Annotated in this window: 20 protein-coding genes; 9 read left to right on the forward strand and 11 right to left on the reverse strand. The window is 67.2% G+C overall.

Going from position 1 to position 18,674, the window contains the following annotated elements:
- The first annotated feature begins 68 nt into the window (after positions 1 to 68).
- Complete coding sequence (locus EAE32_RS01705; RefSeq protein WP_121863982.1) at positions 69 to 1,451, forward strand: MFS transporter; 1,383 nt, start codon at positions 69 to 71, stop codon at positions 1,449 to 1,451.
- Positions 1,452 to 1,540: 89 nt separating this feature from the next.
- On the opposite strand, the gene EAE32_RS01710 is transcribed toward EAE32_RS01705, so the two are convergent.
- From EAE32_RS01710 to EAE32_RS01720, 3 genes are all read right to left on the reverse strand, one after another.
- On the reverse strand, positions 1,541 to 1,732 hold the full coding sequence (locus EAE32_RS01710; RefSeq protein WP_121845153.1) for a CsbD family protein: 192 nt from the start codon (positions 1,730 to 1,732) through the stop codon (positions 1,541 to 1,543).
- 102 nt (positions 1,733 to 1,834) lie between these two features.
- On the reverse strand, positions 1,835 to 2,791 hold the full coding sequence (locus EAE32_RS01715; protein WP_121845152.1) for a hypothetical protein: 957 nt from the start codon (positions 2,789 to 2,791) through the stop codon (positions 1,835 to 1,837).
- 237 nt (positions 2,792 to 3,028) lie between these two features.
- Complete coding sequence (locus EAE32_RS01720; protein WP_207803841.1) at positions 3,029 to 3,175, reverse strand: DUF488 family protein, N3 subclade; 147 nt, start codon at positions 3,173 to 3,175, stop codon at positions 3,029 to 3,031.
- A 207-nt stretch (positions 3,176 to 3,382) separates the two neighbouring features.
- Between EAE32_RS01720 and EAE32_RS01725 the strand changes: the two genes are divergently transcribed.
- Positions 3,383 to 4,039, forward strand: coding sequence for an isochorismatase family protein (locus EAE32_RS01725; protein WP_121845151.1), 657 nt, complete (start codon positions 3,383 to 3,385; stop codon positions 4,037 to 4,039).
- A gap of 18 nt (positions 4,040 to 4,057) precedes the next feature.
- On the opposite strand, the gene EAE32_RS01730 is transcribed toward EAE32_RS01725, so the two are convergent.
- The 4 genes from EAE32_RS01730 to EAE32_RS01745 form a co-directional block, all read right to left on the reverse strand.
- Positions 4,058 to 4,420, reverse strand: a complete 363-nt coding sequence (locus EAE32_RS01730; protein WP_121845150.1) for a GNAT family N-acetyltransferase — start codon at positions 4,418 to 4,420, stop codon at positions 4,058 to 4,060.
- Positions 4,421 to 4,605: 185 nt separating this feature from the next.
- Positions 4,606 to 5,730 (reverse strand): pirin family protein, encoded by a 1,125-nt coding sequence (locus tag EAE32_RS01735; RefSeq protein ID WP_121845149.1) that lies wholly within the window; start codon positions 5,728 to 5,730, stop codon positions 4,606 to 4,608.
- Positions 5,727 to 6,215, reverse strand: coding sequence for a carboxymuconolactone decarboxylase family protein (locus tag EAE32_RS01740; RefSeq protein WP_121845148.1), 489 nt, complete (start codon positions 6,213 to 6,215; stop codon positions 5,727 to 5,729). The genes EAE32_RS01735 and EAE32_RS01740 overlap by 4 nt, the downstream gene beginning before the upstream one ends.
- 13 nt (positions 6,216 to 6,228) lie before the next feature.
- Entirely contained in the window at positions 6,229 to 6,468 is a 240-nt protein-coding gene (locus tag EAE32_RS01745) for a hypothetical protein (protein ID WP_124035149.1), read from the reverse strand.
- A gap of 177 nt (positions 6,469 to 6,645) precedes the next feature.
- Between EAE32_RS01745 and EAE32_RS01750 the strand changes: the two genes are divergently transcribed.
- On the forward strand, positions 6,646 to 8,079 hold the full coding sequence (locus tag EAE32_RS01750; protein ID WP_121863984.1) for a gamma-aminobutyraldehyde dehydrogenase: 1,434 nt from the start codon (positions 6,646 to 6,648) through the stop codon (positions 8,077 to 8,079).
- A 15-nt stretch (positions 8,080 to 8,094) separates the two neighbouring features.
- Here EAE32_RS01750 and EAE32_RS01755 read toward each other — a convergent pair whose 3' ends face one another.
- The 3 genes from EAE32_RS01755 to EAE32_RS01765 form a co-directional block, all read right to left on the reverse strand.
- Entirely contained in the window at positions 8,095 to 8,787 is a 693-nt protein-coding gene (locus EAE32_RS01755; RefSeq protein WP_243635532.1) for a TetR/AcrR family transcriptional regulator, read from the reverse strand.
- A 252-nt stretch (positions 8,788 to 9,039) separates the two neighbouring features.
- A complete protein-coding gene (locus EAE32_RS01760; protein ID WP_121863986.1) occupies positions 9,040 to 9,837 on the reverse strand; it encodes a nuclear transport factor 2 family protein in 798 nt (265 codons plus the stop codon).
- A gap of 52 nt (positions 9,838 to 9,889) precedes the next feature.
- Positions 9,890 to 11,308, reverse strand: coding sequence for a gamma-aminobutyraldehyde dehydrogenase (locus EAE32_RS01765; protein WP_121863987.1), 1,419 nt, complete (start codon positions 11,306 to 11,308; stop codon positions 9,890 to 9,892).
- Between the two features lie 149 nt (positions 11,309 to 11,457).
- On the opposite strand from EAE32_RS01765, the gene EAE32_RS01770 reads away from it, so the two are divergent.
- Positions 11,458 to 11,841: an RNA-binding S4 domain-containing protein gene (locus EAE32_RS01770; RefSeq protein ID WP_121845143.1), complete on the forward strand. Its 384-nt coding sequence runs from the start codon at positions 11,458 to 11,460 to the stop codon at positions 11,839 to 11,841.
- 32 nt (positions 11,842 to 11,873) lie between these two features.
- Here the strand turns inward: EAE32_RS01770 and EAE32_RS01775 are convergent, their stop codons facing one another.
- Positions 11,874 to 12,584 carry a FadR/GntR family transcriptional regulator gene (locus EAE32_RS01775; protein WP_243635533.1) on the reverse strand — a complete coding sequence of 237 codons (711 nt, stop codon included), beginning with the start codon at positions 12,582 to 12,584 and terminating at the stop codon, positions 11,874 to 11,876.
- Positions 12,585 to 12,787: 203 nt separating this feature from the next.
- On the opposite strand from EAE32_RS01775, the gene eat reads away from it, so the two are divergent.
- From eat to EAE32_RS01800, 5 genes are read left to right on the forward strand one after another with little or no spacing between them, the layout of a single operon-like run.
- On the forward strand, positions 12,788 to 14,221 hold the full coding sequence (eat, locus tag EAE32_RS01780; protein WP_121863988.1) for an ethanolamine permease: 1,434 nt from the start codon (positions 12,788 to 12,790) through the stop codon (positions 14,219 to 14,221).
- 48 nt (positions 14,222 to 14,269) lie between these two features.
- Positions 14,270 to 15,652, forward strand: coding sequence for a glutamine synthetase family protein (locus tag EAE32_RS01785; RefSeq protein WP_121863989.1), 1,383 nt, complete (start codon positions 14,270 to 14,272; stop codon positions 15,650 to 15,652).
- A gap of 1 nt (position 15,653) precedes the next feature.
- Positions 15,654 to 16,430, forward strand: a complete 777-nt coding sequence (locus tag EAE32_RS01790) for a gamma-glutamyl-gamma-aminobutyrate hydrolase family protein (protein WP_121863990.1) — start codon at positions 15,654 to 15,656, stop codon at positions 16,428 to 16,430.
- Positions 16,427 to 17,785: an aldehyde dehydrogenase family protein gene (locus EAE32_RS01795; protein ID WP_121863991.1), complete on the forward strand. Its 1,359-nt coding sequence runs from the start codon at positions 16,427 to 16,429 to the stop codon at positions 17,783 to 17,785. Before EAE32_RS01790 ends, EAE32_RS01795 begins: the two co-directional genes overlap by 4 nt.
- Before the next feature lie 56 nt (positions 17,786 to 17,841).
- Entirely contained in the window at positions 17,842 to 18,618 is a 777-nt protein-coding gene (locus EAE32_RS01800; protein WP_121863992.1) for a 3-oxoacyl-ACP reductase, read from the forward strand.
- The last annotated feature ends 56 nt before the right edge of the window (positions 18,619 to 18,674 follow it).

Here is an 18,674-nt window from a genome sequence, read left to right on the forward strand (position 1 = left end):
CGCGGCCTGCGTGTCACGCGGCGTCACGGGCCCGGGTGCTGCCGGAGGGGATGGTTTACGGTGCAAGGATGAGCACCGCGACCGCCAGCACCCCCGCCTCCCCCGAGGTCTCCCACGAGCAGCGCGTCACCGCACGCCGCGCGGTGGTGGCGTCCTCGATCGGCAACGCGCTCGAGTGGTTCGACATCATCGTCTACTCGTCCCTGGCCGTGGTGATCTCCACCCTGTTCTTCGAGCACGACGGCGTGGACCGCGTGACCGGCACCCTGCTGACCTTCGGCACGTTCGCCGTCTCCTACCTGATCCGCCCGCTCGGCGCCCTGGTCCTGGGCTCCTACGCGGACCGCCACGGCCGCCGCCCTGCGCTGACCATCACCATTGCGCTCATGATGCTGGGCACGCTCATCATGGTCGTGGCGCCCACGTCCGCGGTGATCGGGCCCGCCGCCGCGCTGCTCATCCTGCTGGCACGGCTCGTCCAGGGCTTCTCCGCGGGCGGGGAGTTCGGCACTGCCACCGCGTTCCTGATCGAGAACGCCCCGGACCGGCGCGCTTTCTACGGCTCGTGGCAGGTGGCCACCCAGGGGCTCGCGATCCTCCTGGCCTCGGGATTCGGCTTCGTGCTCACCACCCTGCTGAGCCACGACGCCCTCTACTCGTGGGGCTGGCGCGTGCCCTACGTCTTCGGTCTGCTCATCGGCCCGGTGGGCCTGTTCATCCGGCTTCGCATGGACGAGACCCCGGACTTCGAGGCGCTGCAGGACGAGCGCGAGCGGGCGGCGTCGTCTCCCACCGCCTCGGAGCGGGCTGCGGCCCCGGGGACGGCGACGCCGCGCGCCTCCCCCTGGCGCGGCCCCCTGGCCCAGACCATCGTGCACTCCGCCGGACGGTGGCTCACGGCCTCCGGGGTGGTGGGGCTGGCCTCGATGTCCGTCTACACGATCCTGTTCATGCCCACCTTCTCCATCCAGAACCTGGACCTGCCCTCGTGGGCCGCGTACCTGGGCGGTGTGGTGGCCGGACTGGTGACCCTGGTGGGCTCCCCGTTCGTGGGGCACCTCGCGGACCGGGTGGGCCCCGGGAAGGTGATGCTGGCGGCCGCCGTCCTGGGCGTGGTGGCCGTGTACCCGCTGTTCCTGTGGCTCGTGGCCGTCCCCACGGTCGCCACCCTGACCGCGGTGCAGGCCGTGCTGGGCGTGGTCATGGCTCTGTACTTCGGGCCGCTGCCCGCTCTGCTCACCGAGATGTTCCCCACCGAGATCCGCACCACGGGCATGTCCGTGGCCTACAACCTGGGCGTCACGGTGTTCGGGGGCTTCGCGCCCCTGGCGCTGGCGTGGCTCGTCTCCGCCACGGGCTCCCTCACCGCACCGAGCATCTACTACGCCGCGGTGGCCCTGCTGTCGCTGGTGAGCCTGGTGGTCGCGCGAAAGCGGTACGCGGTGCGCTGAGCACGCGAGCCGCCCCTCCCCGGGCATGCGGAAAGCCCCCGTCGTGTCTCGACGGGGGCCTTCCGGTCAAAGGGTTGCGGGTGCGGAGCTCAGCCCAGCCCGTCCTTCAGGTTCTTGCCGGCGTCCTTGACGTTCTCCACGGACTGCTTGGCGCCACCGGACATCTTGTCCGCAGCGCCTTCAGCCTGCAGATCCTTGTTGTCCGTGGCGTCGCCGACCTTCTCCTTGGCGGCACCGGTTGCCTTCTCCGCAGCATTGCTGATCTTGTCACCGAGTCCCATAAGCATTTCCTTCCGTGGAGCGAACAGGTGCTCACAATGTAGTCCCGCACCGATTCGATGGGAAGACACGGGACGGGAAATTCCTCCGGGGGCGAACCGCGGTCACTGGTAGGAGACGAACCACGGCTTCGGGTCCAGCGCGTAGGTCTGCTGGGGGGTGTACATGGGAGTGTCCTCGTCGTAGAAGTTCTTCCACGCCATGCGGATGCCCTGGGGCAGGCCTTCCTGCAGGGTCTTCCAGGTGCCGGTCTTCAGGTCCGGGGTGCCGTGGCCGTCCGCGTGCAGCACGAGCGCCAGTTCGGGGTGCTGGGTGTTGACCGCCTCCCGGTTCTCGATCATGGGCATGGAGAACTGGTGCAGGATCAGTGCCTTCTGGGGCAGCTGGTTGTCCCGGGTGAGCTGCGCCAGCCACTCCGTGGTCTCGTTGATCTCCCCGGCCCCCACGGAGCCGATCTGCTGCAGGGGCAGCTGGCCCGGTGCCAGGCGCCACTCCGGGTCCAGGGCGAGGCCCACGTTCGGGCGCTTGAGCAGCTCCTCGTACTGCTTGGCCTGGCTGAGGAAGTCCGCCTGGCCGGGCTGCAGGTCCAGCACCACGTACACGTCGTTCTTCTCCGCGGCCTCCACGTACGGCTTGAGCTGCTCCACGGTGGACTCGGTGGAGTAGTTGCCGTCCGGGCCGGGATCGGCGGACGCGGTGGTGGCGATGATCTCGAACGCCGGGACCACCTTCTCCTTGCTGTGGGGCTCGTAGCTCTTCGCCAGCTCCTTGACCCGCCCCACGGATTCCTGCGGCCCCTGCTCACCCAGCGCCCCCAGGCCGGGTGTGCCCGGGTGGCCGTAGAGCGCCACGAACCGGCGGTCCGGGAACAGGGTGGTGCCCCCGCCGATCAGCTCCGCGGGCTGGGTGGGAGAAGGAGCGGATTCCGGCTGGGTGCTCTGGGACGACGCCGCCGCCCCGCCGTCCGCGGCGTCGTCGCCCTCCGTGGAGCCCGCGCCGCAGCCGGTCAGCAGCAGGAGGGAGCAGAGTGCGGAGGCGAGAGTGGCGGAACGGGAACGCATGGAACGTGACCTCGATCGTGGTGGGGGAAAGGTCCGGTGTGACAGGGATTCACTACCGGGAACCACGGTACGCGGTCGGGTCGGTGGAGCGGTGGAGCGGCGTGCCGCGGGAGAGGGCTGCAGGAACCGACGCGGTGTCGAGGGGCGGGGGTGATGTCGCGTGCCGGCGGCGGGGCGTCGTCGGCGCAGGAGGAGGACGGCGGGCGGTTGTGGCGATGCGGAGAGGCGCGGGTGGACTCAGCCCGAGAGGATCTTCTGCAGCACGGCCGCCTGGCTGATGTCCGCCGCCTTGCGGATGCCCCGGGGCCGGACGCGGTCCACCAGCACACGGGTGCCGGCGCTCTGGGCGGGCTCGTCGTAGATCCGTTTCACCACAACGTACATGCTTCCGGAGTACACCGGTCCCTGCGGCCCCTGCGGTCCCTGCGGCCCCTGCGGCCCCTGCGGCCCGTGCAGGCGCGTGCAGCTGCTCCGCCAGTGCACGCGTGAGAGTCTCTTGGATGCCTTTGCTCCGCTGGTGCACCCTGGCCGGGGGCACGGTCGGCGACTACGTTGGAGGTGCCAGCACTCGGCGGCGTCAAGGAGGACCCCGTGTCGAAGACCCAGCCCGAACCCGTCCGCGATCCGCAGGGCGACCACCTGCTCACACCGCAGAACAGCGCGATCGTCTTCATCGACTTCCAGCCCGGCCAGTACGCGACCATCGGCTCCACCACCAAGGAGGAGATCAACCTGGGCGCGATCACCCTGGCCAAGCTGGCCCGGGCGTACGAGGTCCCCACGATCGTCTCCACCGTGGGCGTGGACCTGGGTGTCAACGAGGGCACCATTCCCGAGCTCATGGCCGAGCTGCAGGGCGTCGAGGAGATCGACCGCACGGGCGTGAACTCGTGGGAGGACGCGGACTTCCGCGCCGCGGTCCGCGCCACCGGGCGCCGCAAGATCATCATGGCCGGGCTGTGGACCGAGGTCTGCCTGGCGTTCCCCACGCTGGACATGCTGCGGGAGGGATACGAGATCTACCCCGTGGTCGACGCCGTGGGAGGTGTCTCCACCGTCTCCCACGAGTCCGCGATCACGCGCATGGTGCAGGCCGGGGCGCAGCCCACCACGTCCGTGGCCGTGGGCTCCGAGCTCATGCGCAACTGGGCGCGTGAGGACGCGGACAAGTTCCGCGCGGTCATCAACGACCACTTCGAACGCAGCCGTGCGGTCCACGGCACGGGCGGGAGCCTCTCGGACCGCTGAGGTGGCAGCGGGCCCGAATCAGCCGCGCAGCGCCGCGAGGTGGTCCGTGGTCGGCTTGACCGTGTGCTGCTCGTACTCGGGATGCTTGGTGATCCAGGCCTTGATGTACGGGCAGAAGACCACGAGCTCGTAGCCGTCCGCGATGGTGGCATCCAGCGCCTCGCGCACCAGGGTGGAGGCCAGCCCGTGCCCGCCGAAGGCGTCGTCCACCTCCGTGTGCGGGAAGATCCGCTGCTTCTTCTCCCCGACCTGGTGGTCGATCGCCACGGTGAAGCCCACGGGGTCTGCGGGGTCACCCACGCGGATCTCGAAGCGCTGGGTGCCCTGCTCGTCGGTGCCCAGGGAGACCTGGGGGTTCTCGAGGGTGGGGTTCTCGCTCATGGCGTCCTCCTCGGACGGTCGGTGTGGTGCTTGGTTCTGGTGGGGCCAGGGGCACTGGGCCGGGTGCTCGCGCCGTGCGTGGATTCCGGAGGGACGTGGGGCGACGACGCCGCACGGCCCCGGCCGGCGCAGGAGGGGGCGTGCGGCGTCGTCGTCCGCGCGGTTCGCCCGACGACGCCGCCCGCTCACCCCCGCGCGCGCAAGGTGGTGTTCGGGAGTTCGGGGGCTGGCAGGGGAGCCGGCTGACCCGGCGGGAACGTGCCGAACTGTGGGAAGGGGCGGCCGTCCCCGTAGGAGCTGCCGAGCAGCTCGTCGACCTCGAAGCCGCCCGTGGCCGTGCCCGCGCGTCCCGCGGGCAGCGGTGAGTCCGCCGAGGGTTCCGTGAAGCCCATCTCTTCCATGTAGGTGCGCCGCCAGGTCTCGATCTCCTCGTGCGAGCGGCCCACGAAGTTCCACCACATCACGATCTGCTCGTTGAGCGGCTGCCCTCCGATCAGCACGGCCAGGGCGGGCTCGTCACCGGCGGTGATCCGCAGAGTGGTGCGCCCGGGGGCGGTGTAGGCGATCGCGTGCCGGGGGATCTCCACGCCGTCGAGCGCGAGGGGGCCGGTGACGCGCAGCAGCCCGTGCTCGTGGTCCGCGGGGACGTCGACCTCCAGGGAGGCTCCCGGCTCCAGGTGCAGCTCCACGCCGGTCAGCGGCAGGCGGGTGGCCACCGGGGAGGTCACCCCGAGCAGCGATCCCAGGAAGACCCGGGCGGAGAAACCCTTCCCGGTGACGAGCTCCGGCCGGTGGCTGTCGAGGCTCGGCTCACCGAAACGGTCCGCTTCAGGGAACGCGTACCAGAGCTGCACGCCGTGCAGCACGGTGGTGTCCTGCGTGGAGAACTCGGAGTGGGTGATCCCGCGCCCGGCGTTCATGAGGTCCACCTCGCCCGGGCGGACCGTGGCCCAGTTGCCGGCGGAGTCGATGTGGTCGATGTGCCCCTCGAACAGCCACGACACCGTGGCCAGGCCCGTGTGCGGGTGGCGGGCGACCTTCATGCCGCCGGTCGCGGCGACGTCGTCCGGGCCGTAGGCGTCCAGGAAGCACCACGCGCCGATCAGCGAACGGGCCTTCTGGGGCAGGGTGCGCTGGACCGTCATGCCGCGCGGGCCGCCCAGGGGGACGGCGCGCGGGTGCAGCAGCTCCACGGGCCCGTTCTCCCCGGCCACCACCGTGACCCCGTTGCTCAGTCCGGTTCCGGACGCGGAGCGGTCCGGGTGGTTGGTGCACACCGTGGGCTGCGGGTTCTTCTCGGGGTTGGTCATGACCTGTCCTTCTCACGGCGGACCGGGTGGTGCGACATGATGGAGATGCGGTTGGTCGTGTTGATGGTGATGGCGAGCCACTGCACCGCGGAGTACTGCTCGTCCGTCAGCACCCCGTGGCTCACCACCTGGCACGCGTCGCGGTCCTCGGGGTCGGGCAGCCGGGTGACGGTCTCCGCCAGGGCGAGAGCTGCCTTCTCCTGCTCCGAGTACACGGCGGCGTCCTCCCACGTGGGGAGCAGCCCGCGGCGCTGGTCGCTCACACCGGCCTTGACGGCGCGCCTGGTGTGCACGTCCAGGCAGTACGAGCAGCCGTTGATCTGGGACACGCGCAGCATCACGAGCTCCACGAGCTGCGGGTCCAGTCCAGCCTGCTGCGCCTGCTCCGTGGCGGCGTCGGAGAGCGCCCCGATGGCCTTCCACGCCGCGGGGTTGGACTTGTCCAGGTAGAAGTGCAGTGGATCCTGGGGGGTGTCGGCGCTCATACCCGGCATGATGTCAGATCCTCGGGCGCTGGTCCTGATCGGCCACCCACTGCGGGAAGACGGCGGAGTCGCGCTCGCCCGGGCCGTCGTCCACGAGGCGGCGGGCGGCGTCGAGGATGGGGCCGCCCAGCACGGAGCGCGTGCCAGTGGCGTGGGCGCCGCCCAGGTACGCGGCGATGTTCTTGTGCACGCAGCTCGCGTGGGCGGAGGTCGTGTGGTCGTGGGCCACGACCTTGGGGGTCTTGTCCGCCATGACCACGGAACCGGCGCAGCCACCGGCACCGGTGACCCCGTGCGCAACAGTTCTCCGAGGGGTTCATAAATGAATGACGATCATTTAGGGTGATCTAGACTACAGGCGACTGGCGCGGCCCGGGATCACCACGGGCCGAGCGTTCCGTCGATCCCTCGTTCGGGTAAGGAGACACCCATGGCCGAGACGCTGCAGAACTACATCAACGGGCGGTTCGTGGCCGCCCACGGTCAGGAGACCATCGAGATCGTCAACCCGTCTGACGGGAAGGTCGTCGCCACCTCGCCCGTCTCGGACGAGCAGGACGTCGACGCCGCCTTCGAGGCCGCCGCCGCGGCCGCCAAGACCTGGAACAGGGCCACGCCGGGGGAGCGCCAGGAAGCCCTGCTTAAGCTTGCGGACGCCCTGCAGGAGCACAAGGGCGAGATCGTCGAGGCGCAGCACCGCAACACGGGCCAGCCCAAGGCGCAGATCGGCTCGGAAGAGGTCGACGCCGGTGTGGACAACCTCCGCTTCTTCGCCGGTGCCGCCCGCACGCTCGAGGGCCGCGCCGCCACGGAGTACATGTCCGAGCACACCTCGTACGTCCGCCGCGAGCCGGTAGGTGTCGTCGCGCAGGTCGCACCCTGGAACTACCCCCTGCTGATGGGCATCTGGAAGATCGGCCCCGCACTCGCGGCCGGCAACACCATCGTGCTCAAGCCGAGTGACACCACGCCCGAGTCCACGCTCGTGCTGGCCCGCATCGCCGGTGAGATCCTGCCCCCGGGCGTCCTCAACGTGGTGCTCGGCAACGCCGCGACCGGTGAGCTGCTCACCACGCACCACGTGCCCGGGATGGTCTCCATCACCGGCTCGGTGCGGGCGGGACAGGCCGTCGCCCGCAGCGCCGCCCAGGGACTCAAGCGCACCCACCTGGAGCTCGGTGGCAAGGCGCCCGCCATCGTCTTCGCCGACGCGGACCTCGAACGCGCCGCCGAGCAGCTCGTCCAGTACGGCACGTTCAACGCCGGCCAGGACTGCACCGCGGTCACGCGCATCCTCGTGGAGAAGAGCGTCGAGGAGAAGTTCGTGAAGCTGCTCGCGGAGCAGGCCGAGAAGACGGTCACGGGCAACGAGGACGAGTCCAAGAACGACTTCGGCCCGCTGAACAACGTCCGTCACTTCGAGGACGTCCGCACGAAGCTCGAGAACATCCCGGCACACGCGACCGTGGTGGCCGGGGGCAAGCCGGTGGAGGGCACGGACGGCTTCTTCGTGGAGCCCACCGTGATCACGGGCATGCACCAGGACGACGCCCTCGTGCAGGAGGAGACCTTCGGACCCGTGCTCACGGTCCAGACGTTCAGCTCGGAGGAGGAGGCGGTGGAGCTCGCGAACGACGTCCTCTACGCGCTGGCCTCCAGCGTGTGGACGTCCGACCACGGCACGGCCATGAGGGTCAGCCGGGACCTGGACTTCGGCTGCGTGTGGGTCAACACCCACATGCTGCTCGTCTCGGAGATGCCCCACGGCGGTTTCAAGCACTCCGGCTACGGCAAGGACCTCTCCCTGTACTCCGTGGAGGAGTACACCCGGGTGAAGCACGTGATGCACTCCCTCGAGGTCTGAGGTGCGGGTCCTGCGTCAGGCCTGGCGCAGGACCGCCAGCTCCTGACGGAACCCGGCGAGGAGGCAGCGCAGGCCGAGGTCGAAGGCCGCGTCCGCTGCGCGGCTTCCCTCCGCGGCGTCGTCGTCGACCGCGAGCGACAGGTTCCGCCGTGCCACGGCCGACGAAAACACTGGTGCGACGTCGTCGAGGTCCCCGGGGTCGAAGATGTCATCGGGAGCCGTGGCATCGTAGGCCGATCCGAAGACCAGAGACTCCACGGCCGTCACCGCACTGACCACCCTGGACTCCGGCCACCCGGCCTCCACCAGACCCGCGGTGACCCTCTCGTACATCCTCAGCGTGTGCGGGGAATTTGCCACCGGCAGCACCGCCATCACGGGGATCAGGGGGATGTTGCGGGCGTAGACGTCCCGGTAGGAGCGGGCCCAGCGTGCCAGGGCCACGTCCCAGTCCTCCGTCCCGAAGGCGGAGCAGTCGATCTCCCTGTTCACCCGGTCCTGGACCAGGATCATGATGTCCCGTTTGGAGCCCACGTGGTTGTAGAGAGCAGAGGCGGAGACGCCCAGGCGCTGCGCCAGCGCGGACATCGTCAGGCCGCGGTAGCCGCGGTCCTGGATCAGGGACAGGGCGGCGTTCGCGATCTTGCGCTGCGTCAGCACCGGGCTGCGCGGCCTTCCACGACGGCGCACGGGGCGTTCCTGCTCCACCGGACCTCCTCCTCGCTGCCGTCTGCCTCCCACGGACTCCACAGTAGATGTGCCGGAACGCGGCACACGACCACAAAATGAACACCCCTCATGGTTTCCGGTCAGTAAATCTGATGTGCTTGCAAGTGCAGATGTCCCGTGCGCCAGTAGTGGTCAATTTTCCCCGGATGCCATTCGAGACCTCGGGGTGAGAAAACGACAGCGGCGATGAAACCAGGTCATCGCCGCTGTCGTCGTCTCTGCTGCGGGAGATTAGTCGCTCTGGGCGCTCTTGAACGCCCCGTGCGGATGGGCCAGCTGGTCATCCGGGGGCACCGGGCCAATGGCATCCCACAGTTCCACCCATCGCCCATCCTCGATCCGCCACAGCTCGCAGAAGAAGTGGCGCTCACCGCTGATGGAGCCTTCTGAGAACGTCAGCACGAAGTTTCCATCAGCCACAGTGCGGTGCAGGGTGTCGTACGTCAGCGGAGAGCCATCTTCTTTCAGCTGCTTGAGGAAGTCGACCATCTTCTGCACCCCGTCCGGGATGTCAGCGGAGTGCTGGGTGAACTGATCGTCCTCGCGCGTGAACCGGCCTGCGGCGTCGTAGTCCTGCCCCTGGAGGAACGTCCTCCACGCGCCGGTCACGAACTCGCGATTCCGCTCCGTGTCCGCCGAGCGGTCCACCTCCGTGCAGCCGTCCAGCTGCGTGTGGCCGGACTCGTTGGGCTGAGTCTCAGTGACCAGCCCGTTCCAGTGCTCCACAATCTTTCCGTCCGCTACGCGGTAGATGTCGAAGCCCACGTACAGCTTTTCAGGGTCCAGACCCGGATAGGAACCGTGCAGGGCCACCAGGCCTCTGGCATCGTCAACCAAGACGCGTACGACCTCGTGACGCAGCCCGTCTCCCGCTCCCGAGACCATCTCAAGCAATCCGTCCTTGCCATTCTCGACCAGTGGGGAGTGCTCTACGTAGTCCTCCGAGAAGTACCGGTCCAGGCTGCTGAGGTCGTGATCGGTGAACAGTGCTCGGTCCGCGGTGAGGACCAGCTCTCGAATGTCACTCATGATGTGCTCCGTTCATGTCCGTGTTCGGTAATGTCCAGGTGCCCTGCGCCGTTCAGTCCATGGAGCTCATCACGTGCTTTACGCGGGTGTACTCCTCCACCGCGTACTTGGAGAGGTCCTTGCCGTAGCCGGAGTGCTTGAAGCCACCATGCGGCATTTCCGCCACGAGCGGGATGTGGGTGTTGATCCACACGCAGCCGTAGTCCAGGTCGCGGGACATTCGCAGGGCGCGACCGTGGTCCTTGGTCCACACGGAGGAAGCGAGCCCGTACTCCACACCGTTGGCCATCTCCACAGCCTGATCTTCGTCCGCAAAGGTCTGGACGGTGAGAACGGGACCGAAGATCTCGCTCTGGATCGCTTCGTCGTCCTGATGCAGGTCAGTAATCACCGTGGGCTCGAAGAAGAACCCGGGGCCCTCTGCTCTCTTGCCCCCGGTGGTCACGCGGGCGTGCTCGGGGAGACGCTCGATGAAGCCGCTGACCTGCGCCAGCTGTCGCTCGTTGTTGAGCGGGCCGTAGAGGATGTCTTCCTTCTCAGGTGTGCCGAAGGCGGTCTCCTTTGCGGCGTCCGTGAGCTTGGCGAGGAACTCTTCCTTCACGGATTCGGCCACCAGAATGCGGGTGGAGGCTGTGCAGTCCTGCCCGGCATTGAACAGGCCTGCTTCGGCAAGGGTGCTTGCAGCGGCGTCGAGATCTGCATCCTCGAAGACCACACACGGCGCCTTGCCGCCGAGCTCAAGGTGGGCGCGGGTGAGGTTCTTGGCGGCAGAAGCGGCCACAGCCAGTCCTGCACGAACGGATCCCGTGATGGACACCAGGCCAGCCTCCGGGTTCGAGACCACTAGCTCACCCGTCTTCGCAGCCCCGAGCACAACGTTGAACGTTCCTTCCGGGAGGTACTCGGAGGCGATTTCTGCGAACAGAAGAGTGGACTCGGGCGTGGTGTCCGAGGGCTTGAGGACGATCGTGTTGCCCGCAGCCAGGGCAGGCCCGACCTTCCACACCGCCATCATGAGGGGATAGTTCCACGGGGTCACCTGGCCTACCACGCCAATGGGCTCCCGACGGATCACGGAGTTCAGGCCCTCCATGTACTCGCCACTGGCCAAGCCCTCCATGAGCCTCGCGGCGCCCGCGAAGAAGCGGATCTGGTCTGCGGAGACGTCCACTTCCTCACTCTGGATCAGGTACTTGGGCTGTCCCGTGTTGCGGGACTGCGCCTCAACGAGCTCGTCACCGCGGGCCTGCACAGCGTCGGCGATTTTCAACATGGCCAGTTGACGGGCACTGGGAGTCATCCGCCCCCAAGTCTTCGTGGCAGCCTTTGCTGCGCGGTAGGCGGCTTCCACGTCCTCGGCACTCGAAACAGGCGACTTTCCGGTCACCTCACCCGTGGCTGGATTTACGAGGTCGAATGACTCGGATGACGTGGATTCCACGTAGGTGTTGTTGATGAAGTTCTTGAGCATGGTGGCTCACCCTCCGGTCTCAACGACGTCTGCGGATCTGACAGACGGGAGGACCACGACGCTGTGATCCCCATCACCCAGAGTATCCGAGGAGGCTCGGCAGTCCCAGCAGTGGGAAGGGTGCTTGCTTGCCCGGGTACCGTGGCCCCATGCCTTCCGACACCAACGCCCCCGCGAGTGCCCGGCTGGATGTGTGGCTCTGGTCCGTCCGGCTCTTCAAGACGCGTTCCGCGGCCACCCAGGGGTGCCGGGCGGGGCACGTCCGGCTGAACGGCGCTCCTGTGAAGGCGGCGCAGTCGGTGCGGGTGGGTGACCGGGTGAGCGTGAAGCGTCCGGGGTGGCAGCAGGAGTTCGAGGTCCGGCGTCTAATCGTCAAGCGCGTGGGGGCACCGGTGGCCGCCGAGTGCTACATCGACCACTCCCCGCCGCGCCCCGCTGAGCTCAGCGTCCCCGTGGCACGCCGGGACCGCGGCGCGGGGCGCCCCACCAAGAAGGACCGGCGGGAGCTGGAAAAGCTGCGCGGGGAGCACTGATAGCGGGCCTGTGCCGGTGTCAACGTGCGCAGTCAGGGCAGGAAGCCTCGTAGCAGGGACGCGGTCCCTTCGAGATGGTTTCTCATGAGGGACTCGGCCCGGACTGGGTCCCCGTGAAGTATCGCCTCGGCGAGGGCGCCGTGCTGAGCGTTGGAGTGCTCCAGATTGGTGGAGAGCAACGGGATCTGGTCCAGCAAAGCGCTTGCTCGTGCTCGCACATCGGCGACGGCTGCCACCAGAGACGGGCTCCCGGCAAGTTCGGCTACAGCGATATGAAACCTGGCGTCCCGAGTGCGGTAGGTGCTTTCGTCGGCTTGCTGCACATCTGTGAGACATGACTGCAGGTGCTGTCGGGCGGGGGCTGACAGGTCGGCCGTGGCCGCCAGCGCTGCGGCTGCAGGTTCAACCACGGAGCGGAACACCAGTACGTCCTGGCATGCCTCCGGATCCAGGGGGGTTTCTCCGTCCTCGGCGAGGCGGGGACTACCCAGGATGTAGGTGCCCCCGTATCGACCGCGGCGTATCTCGAGATACCCGGCTCTCTGCAGTTCCGCGAGCGCATCGCGCAGGGTGGCTCGGGAAACCCCCAAGTGCAGCGCCAGATCTCGCTCCGGGGGGAGCTTCTCTCCTCGGGGGAAGAGACCGAGCTTGATGGCCTGGAGAAGGTGCTCGATGGTCTCCTCAAAAGTGTTGCCCGACCGAACGGGGCGCAGAATCGCGTAGGGGTGCCCGAACTCCACCACCGGACTCCTTCTCCTCGACTGTGGCAAACAGTCCCACCCTACGAGCGCCTGCTGATCTCTGGATAATCACACGCCCAGGTGGAGAACTGGTTCTGCCCCTTGACGCTCCCTGTGTGTCCTGCAACACTTCAAGGAATCGTATGGACTGAAAATAGTCCTTTACTTACGAGTTTGCGAGCTCCGAAATCCAGAGGTGGAATCCTATGCCGCAAGAGCAGACCACAGGGTATGTCGCGGACTCCAGTTACTTGGAGCACCGGACGTTGAAGGCCGGGGCAGCCGGATGGGTGCTGCTCGCCGGACTCGGAGTCTCCTACGTGATCTCCGGTGACTTCGCCGGATGGAACATCGGTCTGGGCCAGGGCGGTTGGGGCGGGCTGCTAATCGCGTTCGTGCTGATGGGACTGATGTACACGTGCATGGTCTTCGGCCTCGCGGAGATGTCCTCCACGCTGCCCACAGCCGGCGCAGGCTACGGGTTCGCCCGCCGGGCGTTGGGGCCTCTCGGTGGTTTTGCGACGGGCACCGCGGTGCTCATCGAATACGCGGTGGCACCCGCTGCCATCGCCACGTTCATCGGCGGGTACATCGAAGCGCTCGGACTGTTCGGACTGACCAATTCGTGGCCCGTCTACCTGGTGACGTACCTGGTCTTCATGGGCATCCACATGCGTGGCGTGGGTGAGGCGCTCAAGCTGATGTTCGGGATCACGGTAGTCGCCGTGCTCGCCCTCGTCGTCGCGGTCGCTGCCCTTGTCCCGCACTTCGAAGTGTCCAACCTCTTCGACATCATCCCGAACGGTTCAGCGGGGTCGAGCGCTTTTCTGCCCATGGGGTACACGGGGGTCCTGGCGTCGCTGGTGTACGGGATCTGGTTCTTCCTTGCGGTGGAGGGCGTCCCGCTGGCGGCGGAGGAGACGACCGACCCCAAGCGGGACATGCCCAGGGGCATCATCGTGGCTATGCTCTTCCTCCTAGTGAGCGGGGCAGCCATGCTGGTCCTGGTGCCGGGGGCCGGTGGCGCTCAGGCCATGAGCACCTCTGACAACCCTCTGCCGGAAGCCATCCGCGCCGTCGCCGGGCCGGGCAGCATCATGGCGAGCGTGGTCAACTACGCAGGATTGGCCGGCCTGGTTGCGAGCTTCTTCTCCATTATGTACGCCTACTCCCGGCAGCTGTTCGCCCTGTCACGCGCGGGCTACCTACCGCGGTTCCTCTCGCTGACCGGGAAGCGGCGGACCCCCTGGGTCGCCCTGCTGGTGCCGGGCACGATTGGCTTCATCCTGGCGGCCGCCACCAAGAACGGCGGCCTCCTCATCAACATCGCTGTTTTCGGTGCCACGGTCTCCTATGTTCTGCTGAACCTCTCCCACATCGTCCTGCGGCTCCGCGAGCCCGATCTCCCGCGCGGCTACCGGACGCCCGGTGGGGTGGTGACGACGGGCGTTGCCATGGTTCTCGCTCTTGTCGCGGTGGTCGCCACGTTCCTGGTGGACGTCACCGCTGCGTCCATCACAGCAGGCGTGTTTGTGGTGTTCGTGGCCTACTTCTGGTTCTACAGCCGCCACCACCTGGTGGCGAACGCCCCGGAGGAGGAGTTCGCCCTCGTCCAGAGCGCCGAAACGTCTCTCCAATGAATTCGCACCGACCGACGCATCACTGACATCCACTGAGGAATGAATGACATGAGCGCAGCAGCAAAGCACCCCCGAAACGATCGAATGCTCACCGTGGGCCAACTGCGGGAGAAGATCCTGGACAAGGAAATCGACACCGTGGTGCTGGCCTTCACGGACATGCAGGGCCGGTTGCAGGGAAAGCTCAATCACGCCCAGTTCTTCCTGGACGCGATCCTCGATGAGGGCGCGGAGGGCTGCAACTACCTCCTGGCGGTGGACACAGAAATGAACACCCCGGCCGGGTACGCCATCAGCAGCTGGGAGGCGGGGTACGGAGACATGAGCTTCGACATGGACCTGGACACCATCCGTCTGATGCCCCACAACCCGGGTCAGGTGATGATCCAGTGCGATCTCGTGGGACACGACGGGCAGCCGATCCCCATGTCGCCCCGGGCCATGCTCCGCCGTCAGCTCGACCGTGCCAAGGACATGGGATTCACAATGCTGACCGGTACCGAGCTGGAGTTCTGCATCTACAACACCAGCTACGAGGATGCCTGGGACTCCGACTACCGGAACCTGGAACCGGCAAACAAGTACAACGTGGACTACAACCTGCTCGGATCGCAGCGCGTCGAACCGCTGCTGCGCGAGGTGCGGAACGCCATGTACACGGCCGGGCTGACCGTGGAGAACGCCAAGGGCGAGTGCAACTTCGGCCAGCACGAGATCGCGTTCAGGTACGACGACGGAATGGTCACGGCGGACAACCATGTGGTGTACAAGCTGTCCTCCAAGCAGATAGCGCACGAGCAGGGCAAATCGGTGACGTTCATGGCCAAGCCGAATGAACGCGAAGGCAGCTCGTGCCACATCCACATGTCACTGCGGGGACTCGACGGTGAACTGGTGTTCTGGGACAAGGAGAAGGATGAACGGACCGCGGTCTACGACCACTTCATCGCCGGTGTTCTCAAGGGCATGCGGGAGCTGACTATCTTTTACGCACCGAACATCAACTCCTATAAGCGCTTCGTCAAGGGCAGCTTCGCTCCCACCGCGGTTGCCTGGGGCATGGACAACCGCTCCTGCTCGGTGCGTCTGGTGGGCAGCGGCCAGTCGGCTCGCATGGAGAACCGCCTGCCCGGGGGCGACGTCAACCCGTACCTGGCTCTGTCGGCCATGCTGGCCTCGGGTCTCTACGGCATCGAGCACGAGCTCGAGCTGGAGCCCATGATGGAGGGCAACGCGTACGAGTCGGACGCGCCCGTGGTGCCCTCCACCATGCGAGAGGCCCGGGACCTGCTGGCCGGTTCGGAGCTTGCCCGGGAGCTGTTCGGCGAGGAGGTTGTGGAGCACTACGTCCACTACGCGGACGTGGAGCTGGCCGCCTTCGAGGCGGCGATCACCGACTGGGAGCTGCGCCGTGGCTTCGAGAGGCTCTGAGGTGGCGGAGCAGGAGGGTGCCAGGCGCCCGCGGATCGCCGTGACCACGTACTACCAGGAGGGCTCCTGGGGGGTGTGGAATGCCACGGCGGCGATCGTCCCCGGGGCCTACGTGGAGGGGATCGTCCGCGCCGGGGGTGTGCCACTGCTGCTTCCGCCCCTGGGCACGGACCCTGACGTCCTGGATCTCGTCGACGGCCTGGTGGTGATCGGCGGCGTTGACGTGGACCCCTCGTTCTACGGTGCGGAGCTTCACCCGACAACGAAGTCGCAACCTTCTCGGGACGAGCACGACATCGCCCTGACCCGAAGGGCTCTCGAGATGGAGTTGCCGCTGTTCGCGATCTGCCGCGGCGCACAGGTCCTGAACGTCGCCCTGGGGGGCACGCTCGAACAGCACCTGCCGGACGTCAATCCTCGTGCCACCCAGTACCAGCCCGAACCCGGTGTGTACGGACGCGTGCACTTCGCCACGGTTCCCGGCAGCCGGTGTGCGGAACTTCTGGGGGAGTCGGCCGACTCACCCTGTTACCACCACCAGGCGCTGGACCGGGTGGCCGACAGCCTCGTCGTCACAGCCCGCGCGGAGGACGGAACAGTGGAAGCCGTGGAGACCGCAACCGGTGGCTGGACCCTGGGCGTGCAGTTCCATCCCGAGGAGAACCGTCAGGACGTACGGCTCTTTGACGGGTTCCTCGCCTCGGCCCGCGAGTACGCACACCAGCGCCAGACCAGCAACCGGATTTCCCCAGACCGAAAGGACGCTCCGATCTCATGAGCGCAACGAACATCATCAACCCCGCCACGGAAGAGGTCGTGGAGTCCGTCGAGATGGCCTCGCTGGAGGAGACGGACGCCGCCATCGAGCGCGCGCAACGGGCCTTCGCCACCTGGCGGGCTGTGCATCCTGCGGACCGTGCTCGTCTGTTGCGCCGTTTCGCGGATGCCGTGGACGCGGACATCGAGAACCTCGCGGCGCTGGAGGTGCGCAACGCCGGGCACACCATTGGCAATGCGCGGTGGGAAGCTGGCAATGTGCGGGACGTGCTTACCTACTACGCGGGGTCACCGGAACGCCTCTCTGGGCGTCAGATCCCCGCGCCGGGGGGCGTCAACATCACCTTCCACGAACCGCTGGGGGTCGTCGGGATCATCGTGCCGTGGAACTTCCCGATGCCGATCGCCGGGTGGGGGTTCGCGCCGGCGCTCGCCGCCGGGAACACCGTGGTTCTCAAGCCGGCCGAGATCACACCTCTGACGGCCATCCGATTGGGAGAACTGGCACTCGAAGCGGGTGTCCCCGAGGGCGTTTTCACCGTGCTCCCCGGCAAGGGTTCCGTGGTGGGGGAGCTGTTCGTCACCCATCCGGCGGTCCGGAAGGTGGTGTTCACCGGCTCCACCGGTGTGGGGAAGAAGATCATGGCGGGCTGCTCCGAGCAGGTGAAGCGCGTGACCCTGGAACTCGGGGGCAAGAACTCCAACATCGTCTTTGCGGACGCGGATCTGGAAGCGGCCGCGGCCGCCACGCCGGGTGGTGCCTTCGACAACGCAGGGCAGGACTGCTGTTCCCGCTCGAGGGTCCTGGTGCAGCGCTCGGTACTGGACCGGTTCCTGGAACTGCTCGAACCGGCCGTCAAGGACTTCACGTGCGGGGACCCCTGGGATGAGGGCACTGAGATGGGGCCGCTGGTCTCGGCGCACCACAGGGATTCCGTGGCATCCTTCCTGGACTCCGACGCCCCGGTCGCCTTCCAGGGGTCTGCCCCGTCCGGTGCCGGGTTCTGGTTCCCTCCCACAGTGCTGCTGCCGTCGACGACCTCGCGGGTGTTCCAGGAGGAGATCTTCGGGCCGATCATCTCGGTGGTGCCGTTCGAGGACGAGGTGGACGCGGTCAGGGTGGCCAATGACACCGAGTACGGCCTGTCGGGGTCGATCTGGACCCGCGACGTCGGTCGGGCCCTGCGGGTGTCCCGCGGGGTGGACGCGGGGAACCTGTCCGTCAACACCCATGCCTCGGTGCGCTACTGGACCCCCTTCGGCGGCTTCAAGCAGTCCGGGTTCGGGCGGGAGCTCGGGCCCGACGCGCCCGATGCTTTCACGGAGACGAAGAACGTCTTCATTTCTCACCAATAAACGGAGCGGGAACCCCCTTCGCCGTACCAGTTCACAAGTCGAAACAAGGAGATTTCATGGATGTCAATGCCCGTCGTCTGGTCGACCGAAGCGCCGTCATCACGGGAGGTGCCAGCGGCATCGGTCTCGCCACGGCCCGCAGGCTCTCCGCCGAGGGGGCCCGCGTGGTGATCGCGGACATCGATCCGGCCACCGGTGAAAAGGCTGCGGCCGAGGTCGACGGCCTGTTCGTCCGGGTCGATGTGACGAACAAGGAAGAGGTGGAGGCCCTGTATGCGCGGACTCACGAGGAGTTCGGCTCCGTCGACATCGCTTTCAACAACGCGGGGATCTCTCCGGCGGATGACGCCTCCATCCTCGACACCGAGATCGACGCCTGGCGGAGGGTTCAAGAGGTGAACCTCACCTCCGTGTACTACTGCTGCAAGTATGCGATTCCCTACATGAAAGAACAGGGTAAGGGCTCGATCATCAATACGGCATCGTTCGTGGCGGTGATGGGCGCGGCCACTTCACAGATCTCCTACAGTGCGTCGAAGGGGGGCGTGCTGGCGATGAGCCGTGAACTGGGGGTTGAGTTCGCCCGTCAAGGAATTCGGGTAAACGCACTGTGCCCCGGTCCGGTCAATACCCCTCTCCTGAAGGAGCTGTTCGCCAAGGACCCGGAGAAGGCGGCCCGCCGCCTGGTGCACGTTCCCCTGGGGCGATTCGCTGAGGCTGAGGAGCTGGCGGCGGCGGTCGCATTCCTGGCAAGTGACGACTCTTCCTTTATGACGGCCTCCACGTTTCTGGTGGACGGCGGCATCTCGGGGGCGTACGTCACCCCGCTCTGACAGGGGTGCCGAGAGGGAGCATGTACCGCCCGGGAACCCGGGCGGTACATGCTCGC

Origin of the sequence: Kocuria tytonicola (genome assembly GCF_003687175.1) — a bacterium.
Classification (GTDB): domain Bacteria; phylum Actinomycetota; class Actinomycetes; order Actinomycetales; family Micrococcaceae; genus Kocuria; species Kocuria tytonicola.

Excerpts from the sequence above, each read along its gene's own strand:
- EAE32_RS01705 (WP_121863982.1), top strand. The coding sequence starts at position 69 with ATGAGCACCGCGACCGCCAGCACCCCCGCCTCCCCCGAGGTCTCCCAC.
- EAE32_RS01710 (WP_121845153.1), bottom strand. The coding sequence starts at position 1,732 with ATGGGACTCGGTGACAAGATCAGCAATGCTGCGGAGAAGGCAACCGGT.
- EAE32_RS01715 (WP_121845152.1), bottom strand. The coding sequence starts at position 2,791 with ATGCGTTCCCGTTCCGCCACTCTCGCCTCCGCACTCTGCTCCCTCCTG.
- EAE32_RS01720 (WP_207803841.1), bottom strand. The coding sequence starts at position 3,175 with ATGTACGTTGTGGTGAAACGGATCTACGACGAGCCCGCCCAGAGCGCC.
- EAE32_RS01730 (WP_121845150.1), bottom strand. The coding sequence starts at position 4,420 with ATGAGCGAGAACCCCACCCTCGAGAACCCCCAGGTCTCCCTGGGCACC.
- EAE32_RS01735 (WP_121845149.1), bottom strand. The coding sequence starts at position 5,730 with ATGACCAACCCCGAGAAGAACCCGCAGCCCACGGTGTGCACCAACCAC.
- EAE32_RS01740 (WP_121845148.1), bottom strand. The coding sequence starts at position 6,215 with ATGAGCGCCGACACCCCCCAGGATCCACTGCACTTCTACCTGGACAAG.
- EAE32_RS01745 (WP_124035149.1), bottom strand. The coding sequence starts at position 6,468 with ATGGCGGACAAGACCCCCAAGGTCGTGGCCCACGACCACACGACCTCC.
- EAE32_RS01750 (WP_121863984.1), top strand. The coding sequence starts at position 6,646 with ATGGCCGAGACGCTGCAGAACTACATCAACGGGCGGTTCGTGGCCGCC.
- EAE32_RS01760 (WP_121863986.1), bottom strand. The coding sequence starts at position 9,837 with ATGAGTGACATTCGAGAGCTGGTCCTCACCGCGGACCGAGCACTGTTC.
- EAE32_RS01765 (WP_121863987.1), bottom strand. The coding sequence starts at position 11,308 with ATGCTCAAGAACTTCATCAACAACACCTACGTGGAATCCACGTCATCC.
- EAE32_RS01770 (WP_121845143.1), top strand. The coding sequence starts at position 11,458 with ATGCCTTCCGACACCAACGCCCCCGCGAGTGCCCGGCTGGATGTGTGG.
- eat (WP_121863988.1), top strand. The coding sequence starts at position 12,788 with ATGCCGCAAGAGCAGACCACAGGGTATGTCGCGGACTCCAGTTACTTG.
- EAE32_RS01785 (WP_121863989.1), top strand. The coding sequence starts at position 14,270 with ATGAGCGCAGCAGCAAAGCACCCCCGAAACGATCGAATGCTCACCGTG.
- EAE32_RS01795 (WP_121863991.1), top strand. The coding sequence starts at position 16,427 with ATGAGCGCAACGAACATCATCAACCCCGCCACGGAAGAGGTCGTGGAG.
- EAE32_RS01800 (WP_121863992.1), top strand. The coding sequence starts at position 17,842 with ATGGATGTCAATGCCCGTCGTCTGGTCGACCGAAGCGCCGTCATCACG.